At 72.4% G+C, this 11,373-nt stretch carries 14 protein-coding genes; 1 reads left to right on the forward strand and 13 read right to left on the reverse strand.

Annotation, left to right across the window (positions count from 1 at the left end; genetic code table 11):
* Positions 1-136: 136 nt before the first annotated feature.
* From AB852_RS21385 to hisI, 5 genes are all read right to left on the reverse strand, one after another.
* Positions 137-601, reverse strand: coding sequence for a DUF2752 domain-containing protein (locus AB852_RS21385; protein WP_079184825.1), 465 nt, complete (start codon positions 599-601; stop codon positions 137-139).
* A gap of 99 nt (positions 602-700) precedes the next feature.
* Positions 701-922 carry an HGxxPAAW family protein gene (locus AB852_RS21390; RefSeq protein ID WP_073791678.1) on the reverse strand — a complete coding sequence of 74 codons (222 nt, stop codon included), beginning with the start codon at positions 920-922 and terminating at the stop codon, positions 701-703.
* Between the two features lie 817 nt (positions 923-1,739).
* The gene (locus AB852_RS21395) at positions 1,740-2,402 is read right to left on the reverse strand and encodes a TIGR02234 family membrane protein (RefSeq protein WP_073790978.1); all 663 of its coding nucleotides are present in this window, start codon (positions 2,400-2,402) and stop codon (positions 1,740-1,742) included.
* 138 nt (positions 2,403-2,540) lie between these two features.
* On the reverse strand, positions 2,541-4,028 hold the full coding sequence (locus tag AB852_RS21400) for an anthranilate synthase component I (RefSeq protein ID WP_073790981.1): 1,488 nt from the start codon (positions 4,026-4,028) through the stop codon (positions 2,541-2,543).
* A gap of 11 nt (positions 4,029-4,039) precedes the next feature.
* On the reverse strand, positions 4,040-4,408 hold the full coding sequence (gene hisI, locus AB852_RS21405) for a phosphoribosyl-AMP cyclohydrolase (protein ID WP_073791681.1): 369 nt from the start codon (positions 4,406-4,408) through the stop codon (positions 4,040-4,042).
* Between the two features lie 158 nt (positions 4,409-4,566).
* On the opposite strand from hisI, the gene AB852_RS21410 reads away from it, so the two are divergent.
* Entirely contained in the window at positions 4,567-5,202 is a 636-nt protein-coding gene (locus tag AB852_RS21410) for a TIGR03085 family metal-binding protein (RefSeq protein ID WP_073790983.1), read from the forward strand.
* Between the two features lie 66 nt (positions 5,203-5,268).
* Here AB852_RS21410 and hisF read toward each other — a convergent pair whose 3' ends face one another.
* From hisF to hisD, 8 genes are read right to left on the reverse strand one after another with little or no spacing between them, the layout of a single operon-like run.
* A complete protein-coding gene (hisF, locus tag AB852_RS21415) occupies positions 5,269-6,024 on the reverse strand; it encodes an imidazole glycerol phosphate synthase subunit HisF (protein WP_073790986.1) in 756 nt (251 codons plus the stop codon).
* Positions 6,021-6,446, reverse strand: coding sequence for a RidA family protein (locus tag AB852_RS21420; RefSeq protein ID WP_073790988.1), 426 nt, complete (start codon positions 6,444-6,446; stop codon positions 6,021-6,023). Before AB852_RS21420 ends, hisF begins: the two co-directional genes overlap by 4 nt.
* On the reverse strand, positions 6,443-7,168 hold the full coding sequence (gene priA, locus AB852_RS21425; RefSeq protein WP_073790991.1) for a bifunctional 1-(5-phosphoribosyl)-5-((5-phosphoribosylamino)methylideneamino)imidazole-4-carboxamide isomerase/phosphoribosylanthranilate isomerase PriA: 726 nt from the start codon (positions 7,166-7,168) through the stop codon (positions 6,443-6,445). Before priA ends, AB852_RS21420 begins: the two co-directional genes overlap by 4 nt.
* Positions 7,165-7,845, reverse strand: coding sequence for an imidazole glycerol phosphate synthase subunit HisH (gene hisH / locus AB852_RS21430; RefSeq protein ID WP_073790993.1), 681 nt, complete (start codon positions 7,843-7,845; stop codon positions 7,165-7,167). Before hisH ends, priA begins: the two co-directional genes overlap by 4 nt.
* Before the next feature lie 14 nt (positions 7,846-7,859).
* Complete coding sequence (locus AB852_RS39870; protein WP_178391081.1) at positions 7,860-8,024, reverse strand: hypothetical protein; 165 nt, start codon at positions 8,022-8,024, stop codon at positions 7,860-7,862.
* Between the two features lie 3 nt (positions 8,025-8,027).
* Positions 8,028-8,630 (reverse strand): imidazoleglycerol-phosphate dehydratase HisB, encoded by a 603-nt coding sequence (gene hisB / locus AB852_RS21435; RefSeq protein WP_073790996.1) that lies wholly within the window; start codon positions 8,628-8,630, stop codon positions 8,028-8,030.
* Complete coding sequence (locus AB852_RS21440; RefSeq protein ID WP_245876863.1) at positions 8,627-9,742, reverse strand: histidinol-phosphate transaminase; 1,116 nt, start codon at positions 9,740-9,742, stop codon at positions 8,627-8,629. The genes hisB and AB852_RS21440 overlap by 4 nt, the downstream gene beginning before the upstream one ends.
* A complete protein-coding gene (gene hisD / locus AB852_RS21445; protein WP_073791001.1) occupies positions 9,739-11,064 on the reverse strand; it encodes a histidinol dehydrogenase in 1,326 nt (441 codons plus the stop codon). Before hisD ends, AB852_RS21440 begins: the two co-directional genes overlap by 4 nt.
* Positions 11,065-11,373 lie beyond the last annotated feature (309 nt).

Below are 11,373 nucleotides of genomic sequence, written 5' to 3' on the forward strand. Positions count from 1 at the left end.
TGACGGTGGCGTGTGAAGCTTTTGGTCCCGCGTCCGCGCTGGGCGGAAGCGGTGGTCGTACCGATGATATCCGCAGGAGCGAGCCGGTCCCGCATCCGGTACCGCGCGGTCCCACTACCTGGACGTTCCCCGGTGATCAAGGCCTCAGCCAGCCACCGAACGGCAGGTTCCGGACAATGGTGAAAGCGAGGAGCAGTCCGCCCAGGCCCCACAGCACGGCGGTGGGCGGTACGGCGCTGAACCGCCTCCCCCGGGCGGCCCTTACCGCCCACAGGGTCCACAGGACGGCGAAGGCGATGAATCCGGCCACGGCGGGCGCGTTGGCCGCGAGTGCGGTGGCCAGATCGCCGTGCGCGAAGGCGTGGGCGCTGCGGAGTCCGCCGCAGCCCGGGCAGTACAGCCCGGTGAGCTGGAGCAGCGGACAGGTCGGGTAGTGGCCGGATTCATTGGGGTCGACGGCGGCGACGTAGCTGAAAGCCGCCGCGACGGACCCCAGGATGCCCAGCGGGACGGCGAGCCGCCGCAGGGCCCCGCCCCGGGCGGGCCGCGGGGTGCTCGCGGCGGTGTCCGGTACGGGGGCGCTCGGGTGTTCGGCGGTCACGCGAGCATTCTGCCCCGCGAGCGCCGTCCACGCGCGACGGCCACGACCGGGGGCGGCCCGCCCGTGGTTCCGGGGGCGTGGGGCGGGCCGGGCGGGATGTCAGCCCTCGGTGGGCATGAGCTCACGGGGGCGCTTCTGGCCCATGCCCATGACGCTCATGATCCCGCCGACCACGGGGGAGAGACCGAGGATGGCCATACCGACCCAGAAGCCGGCCGTGTTCGCCATGACCATGAAAACACCGGCGACACAGAAGCCGACGAAGGCGATGATGACCCCGGCCCAGGCGGCCGGAGTGTGTCCGTGGCTGCTGCTGGACATGACTAGCTCCTCGTTGCTGTAGGCGGCCGTGTACGGCCGTGTCCCTGGGGTGAGCCGGACGCTCATGGTCATTGTTCCGCACGGAGGGCTCCGCCGTGCACCCGGGTCGCCTTCGCTCACGCTTCCGAGGTCCGTCCGGCGGGACGCACTTCGTTCCCGTGCCGTCGCTCATGGGTTTCGCGGGGGTCGCCTCGCTTGCCCTTTCTAGGTCCGTCCGGCGCGGCGTACTTCGTTCCTGTGCCGTCGCTCGGTGGTTTCGCGCAGTTCCCCGCGCCCCTTTGGGGCGCATCCGGCTTGTTCTTCGGGTCGGTGCCGGTCGGGATTCTCCGTCCTCGATCCGACACGCTCGGTAAGACATCCCCCTACCCGACTGAAGAGCATCGGAGTCTGCGAGCAGAGATTCCCGCCCACCCCCTCCCGCAGCCATGCGACTGCACGAGGAGAGGAGTGCCCCTTCAGGGGCGCGGGGAACTGCGCAAAGACGAGGGCAGACCCGCACCCGACGAACAAACCCGAGGGGGCAGCATCCAGGGGCGCGGGGAACTGCGCACCCCACGAACGACGGCACAGGGACAAGTACGCCCACCCGGACAGACCTGGGAAGCGCAAGCGAAGGCGGCCCGCGGGGAACTGCGCACCCCACGAACGACGGCTCAGGAACGGAGTGCGCCGCGCCGGACAGACCTGGGAAGCGCAAGCGAAGGCGGCCCGCGGGGAACTGCGCACCCACCGAGCGACCCGCACGGGACAAGTACGCCCAGCCGGACAGACCTCAGGGGCGCGGGCTACGGGGGAACCGGTGGACGGGCGGGGGGTGTTACGGGGTGGGGGCGGGGCCCTGCTGGGTGGGGTCCTCGCCGCGGTCGAGGGCCTTCCAGAGGTCCTCGGGCCGGTCAGGATCGACCGCAGGAGCCCGCCGCGCCCGCCGCGGCGACCCGTCCCGCTCATAGCGCCCCGACATCGCGGGCCACAGCCGCCCGTACCGCAGGGCGAGCAGCCCGGCGAGCAGGATCAGCGCCCCGCCGACCGCGGCGACATACGGCCAGACGGTGTGGCTGAGCGCGTCGACCGTGGCGGAGGTGTCACCGGACACCTCGGCGGCCCGGTCGTCCAGCGCGGCGGGGTCCCGGGCCCCGAGCACGGCGGCGAGCACCGTACCGGCACCGCAGAGGGCGAGCAGCGCGGAGACGGCGACGCGCCCGGCTCTGCGGACCGCGAAGACGGCGACCAGGGCGGCGAGGCCCACTATGGCGAGGGCGGCCGGCACACCGGTGACCTCGCTGCCCTTGGCGGCCAGCGGGAAGTCACCGCCCGGGACGTTCGCGGTGCCCTCGGTCCAGCCCTGACGGCTGGCGAGCAGGGCGATCGCCGCGCCCGCCGCACCCAGCAGCAGGGCGGCGGCGAGGCTGCGGAGCCCGGCGCGGGCGGCGGCGGGCGACCGGTCGGTGCCCGTACGGGGGTGGGGGACGGCGGAAGTCACTCCCCCACTATCCCCCGCGCTCCCGCGCGCCAAGCCCCGGGGGCACCCCGCGACCGCCCACGAATGCGTCACATCCCCGGCGTGAACCGCCGCCACCCGGCCACGGATCGCGGACGGCGCTCCGCAACCGCCGGGCCGTCAGCGGGCCGGGAGGCGGTTCGCCGTGTGGACCGCGCGCAGCACCGCCGCGGCCTTGTTGCGGCATTCCTGGTCCTCAAGGACGGGATCGGAGTCGGCGACGACCCCCGCCCCGGCCTGGACGTAGGCGGTGCCGTCGCGGAGCAGGGCCGTACGGATGGCGATGGCGGTGTCGGAGTCCCCGGCGAAGTCCAGATAGCCCACGCAGCCGCCGTACAGTCCGCGCCGGGAGGGCTCCAGCTCGTCGATGATCTGCATGGCGCGCGGCTTGGGCGCCCCGGAGAGGGTGCCCGCAGGGAAGCACGCGGTCAGGACGTCGTACGCGGTGCGGCCGGGGGCGATCTTCCCGGTGACGGTCGACACGATGTGCATGACGTGCGAGTAGCGCTCGATGGACATGAAGTCGACCACCTCGACGGACCCGGGTTCACAGACCCGGCCGAGGTCGTTGCGGCCGAGGTCGACCAGCATCAGGTGCTCGGCGCGTTCCTTGGGGTCGGCGAGGAGCTCGTCGGCGAGGGCCTGGTCCTCCTGGGGGGTGGCGCCGCGCGGGCGGGTGCCGGCGATGGGGTGCAGCAGCGCGCGCCCGTCCTCGACCTTGACCAGGGCCTCCGGGGAGGAGCCGACCACGTCGAAGCCGTCGAACCGGATCAGGTACATGTACGGGGACGGGTTGGTGGCGCGCAGCACGCGGTAGACGTCCAGGGCGCTCGCGGTACAGGGGGTCTCGAAGCGCTGGGAGGGCACGACCTGGAACGCCTCGCCCGCGCGGATGCGTTCCTTGACGTCCTCGACGGCTTCCTGGAAGTCGGGGCCGCCCCACAGGGCGGTGAACTCGGGCAGCTCGGACGGGGGCAGTGCGGCCGGGGGCTGGGCGACGGGCCGGGAGAGGTCGGCCTCCATCGCGTCGAGCCGGGCGATCGCGTCGGCCCATGCCTCGTCGACGCCGGTGTCGAGGTCGTTGTGGTTGATGGCGTTGGCGATGAGCAGGACCGTGCCGTCCCAGTGGTCGAGGACGGCGAGGTCGGAGGTGAGCAGCATCGTCAGCTCGGGCAGCTTGAGATCGTCCCGCTCGCCGGGGCCGATGCGCTCCAGCCGGCGGACGATGTCGTAGCCGAGGTAGCCGACCATGCCGCCGGTGAACGGGGGCAGCCCGGCGGCGAGGTCACGGGGGGTGTGGAGGGTCTCGACGGTGGCGCGCAGGGCGGCGAGCGGGTCGCCGCCCTGAGGGACGCCGACCGGTGGGGTGCCCTGCCAGTGGGCGGCGCCGTCGCGTTCGGTGAGAGTGGCGGCGCTGCGGACACCGACGAAGGAGTACCGGGACCATGAGCGCCCGTTCTCCGCGGATTCCAGGAGGAAGGTGCCGGTCCGCTCGGCGGCGAGCTTGCGGTAGAGGGCGACCGGGGTGTCGCCGTCCGCGAGGAGTTTGCGGCTGACGGGGACGACGCGGCGGTCGGCGGCGAGCTTGCGGAAGGTCTCCAGGTCCATGGCGGGTGACCCTACTGGCCCAGCGGGAGGGTGCCCGCGTCGAAGCAGGTGCGGTCCCCGGTGTGGCAGGCGGCGCCGACCTGGTCGACCTTGAGCAGCACGGTGTCCGCGTCGCAGTCGAGGGCGACGGACTTCACGTGCTGGACGTGGCCGGAGGTGTCGCCCTTCACCCAGTACTCCCGGCGGCTGCGGGACCAGTAGGTGCCGCGGCCGGTGGTCAGTGTGCGGTGCAGTGCCTCGTCGTCCATCCAGCCGAGCATCAGCACCTCGCCGGTGTCGTACTGCTGGGCGATCGCGGGCAGGAGGCCGTCCGGGGTGCGCTTGAGGCGGGCGGCGATCTCCGGGGCGAGCCGGCTCGGCTCACGGGGCGTGCTGGTCATGTCCCCCATTGTGCTGCACGGGTGCGACGACGCGGGGTCGCCGTCCGGTCACCGGACGCGTCCGGGGGGCGTCCGGGGGCGCCGGGGGCCCGGGGGCGGGCGCCGGGCGCGGAGGCCGTCCCGTGGCAGTGCCGCCGGGCCCGCCGTACGCTGGGCGCATGTCGACCCATGCCAAACGTGAACGTCTGCTCCTCGCCGATCTGTTGGAGTCGGCGGGTCCTGAGGCCCCGACCCTCTGCGAGGGGTGGCTGGCCCGGGACCTGGCGGCGCATGTGGTGGTGCGGGAGCGCCGCCCGGACGCGGCGGGCGGAATCCTCTTCAAGCCCCTCGCGGACCGGCTCGCCCGGGTGCAGGCGGAGTTCGCCGCGAAGCCGTACGAGGAGCTGCTCCAGCTGATCCGGACGGGTCCGCCGAAGCTGTCGCCGTTCTCCCTGAAGCAGGTGGACGAGGCGTCGAACGCGGTGGAGTTCTACGTCCACGCGGAGGATGTGCGCCGCGCCCAGCCGGACTGGACGCCCCGCAAGCTGGACCCGGTCTTCGCGGACGCCCTGTGGTCCCGGCTGGAGCGCACGGCGCGGCTGATGGGCCGGAAGTACCCGGTGGGCGCGGTGCTGCGCCGCCCGGACGGCCGTACGGTGGTGGCCAACCGCGCCGCGCCGGTCGTCACGGTCACCGGCGAGCCGGGTGAGCTGCTGATGTTCGCCTTCGGCCGGCAGGACGCGGCGACGGTGGAGCTGGAGGGCGAGCAGGAGGCCGTGGAGAAGCTCCACGGCTCGAAGCAGATCGGCATCTGAGCCTTCGGGGCGGCTCCCCGGGGCCCGGTGCGGGGGCATCCGCGGAACGGCGGACGCCCCCTACGCCTACCGCACCGCGTTCCCCGCCTCCCGCAAGGCCCGCTTGACCTCGCCGATGCGGAGGTCGCCGAAGTGGAAGACCGACGCGGCGAGGACTGCGTCGGCGCCCGCCGCGACGGCCGGGGGGAAGTCGGTGAGACGGCCGGCGCCGCCGGAGGCGATGACCGGGACGGTGACGTGTTCGCGGACGGCGGTGATCATCTCCAGGTCGTAGCCGTCCTTGGTGCCGTCGGCGTCCATGGAGTTCAGCAGGATCTCCCCGGCGCCGAGGTCGGCCGCGCGGTGGGCCCATTCGACGGCGTCGATGCCGGTGCCCTGGCGGCCGCCGTGGGTGGTGACCTCGAAGGTGCCCTTGGGGGTGCGGCGGGCGTCGACGGACAGGACGAGGACCTGCCGGCCGAAGCGTTCGGCGATCTCCCTGATCAGGTCGGGGCGGACGATCGCGGCGGTGTTGACGCCGACCTTGTCGGCCCCGGCACGCAGCAGCTTGTCGACGTCGTCCGGGGTGCGGACGCCGCCGCCGACGGTGAGCGGGATGAACACCTGTTCGGCGGTGCGGCGGACCACGTCGTAGGTGGTCTCGCGGTTGCCGGAGGACGCGGTGATGTCGAGGAAGGTCAGCTCGTCGGCGCCCTCGGCGTCGTAGACCTTGGCCATCTCGACGGGGTCGCCCGCGTCGCGCAGGTTCTGGAAGTTGACGCCCTTGACGACCCGGCCGCCGTCCACGTCCAGGCAGGGAATGACTCGGACCGCCAGGGTCATGACTGTTCGGACTCCTCCGGGCCCGGCGCGGGGGTTTCCCGGTGGGCCTCTAGTTCCACTTCGACCAGGATGCGCGGGTCGACGAACCCGTCGACGACCACCAGGGTCGTGACGGGGCGTACCGCGGCGAAGAACTCGTGGTGCACCGCGCCCACCGCGTCGGCGTCGCGCGCGTGGGTGAGGTACATCCGGGTGCGGATGACGGATTCGGGTCCGGCGCCGAGTTCCCGGATCGCGGCGAGGGCGTTCGTGAACGCCACCCGGGCCTGTTCGGCGGGGTCGCCCTCGCCGTGCAGGATGTCGCCGCGGAACGAGGTGGTGCCGCCGACGACGATCCGGTCACCGGCGGCGACGGCGCGGGAGAAGCCGAAGGGCTCCTCCCAGGGGGACCCGCCGCGCACCCGTCGTACGGCTTGCGTCATGACGCGACCGTCGCCAGTGCCTCTTCCAGGGTGAACGACTTGGCGTACAGGGCCTTGCCGACGATGGCGCCCTCGACACCGCGCGGGACGAGTGCGGCGATGGCGCGCAGGTCGTCCAGGGAGGAGACGCCGCCGGAGGCGACGACGGGCCGGTCGGTGACCGCGCAGACATTGGCGAGGAGTTCCAGGTTGGGGCCCTGGAGGGTGCCGTCCTTGGCGATGTCGGTGACGACGTAGCGGGCGCAGCCCTCGGTGTCGAGCCGGGCGAGGGTCTCGTAGAGGTCGCCGCCGTCGCGGGTCCAGCCGCGGCCGCGCAGGGTGGTGCCGCGTACGTCGAGGCCGACGGCGATCTTGTCGCCGTGCTCGGCGATGACCTTGGCGACCCAGTCGGGGGTCTCCAGGGCGGCGGTGCCGAGGTTGACGCGGGTGCAGCCGGTGGCGAGGGCGGCGGCCAGGGTGGCGTCGTCGCGGATGCCGCCGGACAGTTCGACCTTGATGTCCATCGCGGCGGTGACCTCGGCGATCAGCGCGCGGTTGTCGCCGGTGCCGAACGCGGCGTCGAGGTCGACCAGGTGCAGCCACTCGGCGCCCGCCCGCTGCCAGGTGAGGGCGGCCTCCAGCGGGGAGCCGTAGGAGGTCTCCGAACCGGACTCGCCGTGCACGAGACGGACGGCCTGACCGTCGCGGACGTCGACGGCGGGAAGGAGTTCAAGCGTGGTCACAGGGTTCCGATCCAGTTGGTGAGGAGCTGGGCTCCGGCGTCGCCGGACTTCTCGGGGTGGAACTGGGTGGCCCACAGGGCGCCGTTCTCGACGGCGGAGACGAACGGCTTGCCGTGCGTGGACCAGGTGACGAGGGGTTCGCGCATCGCCGCGTTCGTGATCTCCAGGGTCCAGTCGTGGACGGCGTAGGAGTGCACGAAGTAGTAGCGGGCGTCGGCGTCGAGTCCGGCGAAGAGCTGGGAGTCCTCGGGGGCGTCGACGGTGTTCCAGCCCATGTGCGGAACGATCCCGGCCTGGAGGGGTTCCACGGAGCCGGGCCATTCGTCGAGGCCCTCGGTCTCGACGCCGTGCTCGATACCGCGGGCGAAGAGGATCTGCATTCCGACGCAGATGCCCATGACGGGGCGTCCGCCGGACAGTCTGCGGTCGATGATCCAGTGGCCGCGGGCCTGGGTGAGGCCCTTCATACAGGCGTCGAAGGCGCCGACCCCGGGGACGAGGAGTCCGTCGGCGTTCATGGCCTTGTCGTAGTCGCGGGTGATCTCGACGTCGGCGCCCGCGCGGGCGAGCGCGCGTTCCGCGGAGCGGACGTTGCCGAAGCCGTAGTCGAAGACGACGACCTTCTTGCGGCGGGTGGTGGTGCCGGGGGTGGCGGGGGTGCTGGTCGTGCCGGTCATCGGGCGCGCCCTCCTCAGTTCCAGTAGTCGAGCCGGATCACGCCCGCGAGCAGGCACATGCCGGCGCCGATGGAGAGCAGGACGATCAAGCTCTTGGACAGGCCCTGCTTGGCGAAGGAGAAGATGCCGCCGACGAGGAACAGCCCGACGAAGATGAGGACGGTGGACAGTCCGTTCATGGCTTACAGGGCGCCCTTCGTGGACGGAAGGATGCCGGCCGCGCGCGGGTCGTGCTCGCTGGCGTAGCGCAGGGCGCGCGCGAGGGCCTTGAACTGGCACTCCACGATGTGGTGGGCGTTGCGGCCGTAGGGCACGTGGACGTGCAGCGCGATCTGGGCCTGGGCGACGAACGACTCCAGGATGTGCCGGGTCATCGTGGTGTCGTAGGCGCCGATCATGGGTGCCATGTTCTCGGGCTCGGTGTGCACGAGGTAGGGGCGGCCCGACAGGTCGACGGTGACCTGGGCGAGGGACTCGTCCAGGGGGACCGTGCAGTTGCCGAAGCGGTAGATGCCGACCTTGTCGCCGAGGGCCTGCTTGAAGGCGGCTCCCAGGGCGAGGGCGGTGTCCTCGATGGTGTGGTGGGAGTCGATGTGGAGGTCGCCCTCGGTCCTGACGGTGAGGTCGAACAGTCCGTGCCGGCCGAGCTGGTCGAGCATGTGGTCGTAGAACCCGACGCCGGTCGACACATCGACCTTGCCCCTGCCGTCGAGGTCGATCTCCACGAGGACGGAGGTCTCCTTGGTGGTGCGTTCCACCCTGCCGATGCGTTCTGGGCGGGTCATGCGCTGAGCTCCTTCTTGACTTCACGGACCGCGTCGAGGAACGCGTCGTTCTCTTCGGGGGTGCCGACGGTCACCCGCAGCCGGCCGGGGACGCCGTTGTCACGGACGAGGACGCCCCGGTCGAGGATGCGCTGCCAGACGGCGTGCGGGCCCCCGTCGCCGTCGAAGCGGCCGAACTGCACGAAGTTGGCGTCGGAGACGGTGACCTCGTAGTCGAGGGCGCGCAGTTCGGTGACCAGGCGGTCGCGTTCGGACTTGAGCTGGTCGACGTACTTCAGGAGCGTGTCGGTGTGCTCCAGCGCGGCGAGCGCGGTGGCCTGGGTGACGGCCGACAGGTGGTAGGGCAGCCGGACGAGCTGGACGGCGTCCACGACGGCGGGGTCGGCGGCGAGATAGCCGAGCCGCAGTCCGGCGGCGCCGAACGCCTTGGACATGGTGCGGCTGACGACCAGGTGCGGGCGGCCTTCGAGCAGCGGCAGCAGCGAGTCGCCGTGGCTGAACTCGACGTACGCCTCGTCGGCGACGACCATGGACGGCTTGGCGTCCTGCGCGGCCTCGTAGAGGGCGCGGACCGTGTCGGCGGGTACCGCGTTGCCGGTGGGGTTGTTGGGGGTGGTGATGAAGACGACGTCGGGGCGGTGCTCGGTGACGGCCCGGGTGGCGTCGGCCTCGTCGAGGGTGAAGTCGTCGCGGCGGGGTCCGTCGATCCAGCGGGTGCCGGTGCCCCGGGAGATGAGCGGGTGCATCGAGTACGAGGGCTCGAAGCCGAGCGCGGTGCGGCCGGGGCCGCCGAAGGTCTGGAGGAGCTGCTGGATGACCTCGTTGGAGCCGTTGGCGGCCCAGACGTTCGCCAGGGTCACCGGGTGCTTGCCGGTACGGGTGAGGTAGGCGGCGAGCGCGGTGCGCAGCTCGACGGCGTCCCGGTCGGGGTAGCGGTTCAGCTGCCGGGCGGCCTCGCGGACGCGCTCGGTGATCCGCTCGACCAGGGCGTCGGGCAGCGGGTAGGGGTTCTCGTTGGTGTTCAGCCGGACGGGGACGTCGAGCTGCGGGGCGCCGTAGGGCGACCGGCCGCGCAGTTCGTCCCGGACGGGGAGGTCGTCGATGCGGGTCACTTGCTCTGGGGAACCTTCCATCCGAACCGTGCCTTCACCGCCGCGCCGTGCGCGGGCAGGTCCTCCGCGTCGGCGAGGGTCACCACATGGTGGGCGACCTCGGCGAGCGCCTCGCGGGTGTAGTCCACGATGTGGATGCCGCGCAGGAACGACTGCACGGACAGTCCGGAGGAGTGGCAGGCGCAGCCGCCGGTGGGCAGTACGTGGTTGGACCCGGCGCAGTAGTCGCCGAGGGAGACCGGGGACCAGGGGCCGACGAAGACGGCTCCGGCGTTGCGGACGCGGTCGGCGACGGCGGCGGCGTCCGCGGTCTGGATCTCCAGGTGCTCGGCGCCGTACGCGTCGACCACGCGCAGGCCCTCCTCCAGACCGTCGACGAGGACGACGGCGGACTGGCGTCCGGCGAGCGCGGGCGCGATGCGCTCCTCGATGTGCTTGGTCGCGGCGACCTGCGGTTCGAGTTCCTTGACGACGGCGTCGGCGAGGGCCACGGAGTCGGTGACGAGGACGGCGGCGGCGAGCGGGTCGTGCTCGGCCTGGCTGATGAGGTCGGCGGCGATGTGCACCGGGTCGGCGGTGTCGTCCGCGAGGACGGCGATCTCGGTGGGTCCGGCCTCGGTGTCGATGCCGATCCGGCCGGTGAAGTAGCGCTTGGCGGCGGCGACCCAGATGTTGCCGGGGCCGGTGACCATGTTCGCGGGCGGGCAGGACTCGGTGCCGTACGCGAACATGGCGACGGCCTGGGCGCCGCCGGCGGCGTACACCTCGTCGACGCCGAGGAGGGCGCAGGCCGCGAGGATGGTGGGGTGCGGCAGCCCGCCGAAGTCCTTCTGCGGCGGGGAGGCCAGCGCGATGGAGGCGACGCCCGCCTCCTGCGCGGGGACGGCGTTCATCACGACGGACGACGGGTACACGGACCGGCCGCCGGGCGCGTAGAGCCCGACCCGGTCGACGGGCACCCACTTCTCGGTGACGCTGCCGCCGGGGACGACCTGGGTGGTGTGAGAGGTGCGGCGCTGGGCGCGGTGCACGATCCGGGCGCGGCGGATCGACTCCTCCAGGCTCGCCCGTACGGCGGGGTCGAGCTGTTCGAGGGCGTCGGCGAGGGCTTCGGCGGGCACCCGGACCCGGCCGAGGGCGACCCCGTCGAAGCGCTTCGCGTAGGCGATCAGCGCCGCGTCGCCCCGATGATGCACGTCCTCGCAGATGGGCCGCACCTTCTCCAGGGCGGCCTCGACGTCGAAGTCGGCACGGGGCAGCAGGTCGCGCAGGGCGCCGCCCTCGGGGAGGGCGTCACCGCGCAGATCGATTCGGGAGATCACGACGCCAATTCTCGCAGACGGCGCGAGCGTGCCGGGCGGCCGTATCAGTGACTGATACACGGCGGTCCGGGGGCCGGAGGGACGCCAGGGGCGGAACACCCCGAAATGTATTCACTGTGCGTGTTCATATCGTCACTCGGTGGGTATGAACTGCTGTACGAGCCATCGGGGCGGATGGGCTTCGCGGGACCGGGGGGACCGTGCGGTCCGACCGGCCGGCAGGACAGCAGAAACGACCCGCCACCGGCCCGGACAGCACAAGGTCCCGGCAGCCCCCGGCACGACGGCACAGCGGCACGGCAGATCAAC

The organism is Streptomyces uncialis (assembly GCF_001905345.1).
GTDB classification, from domain to species: domain Bacteria; phylum Actinomycetota; class Actinomycetes; order Streptomycetales; family Streptomycetaceae; genus Streptomyces; species Streptomyces uncialis.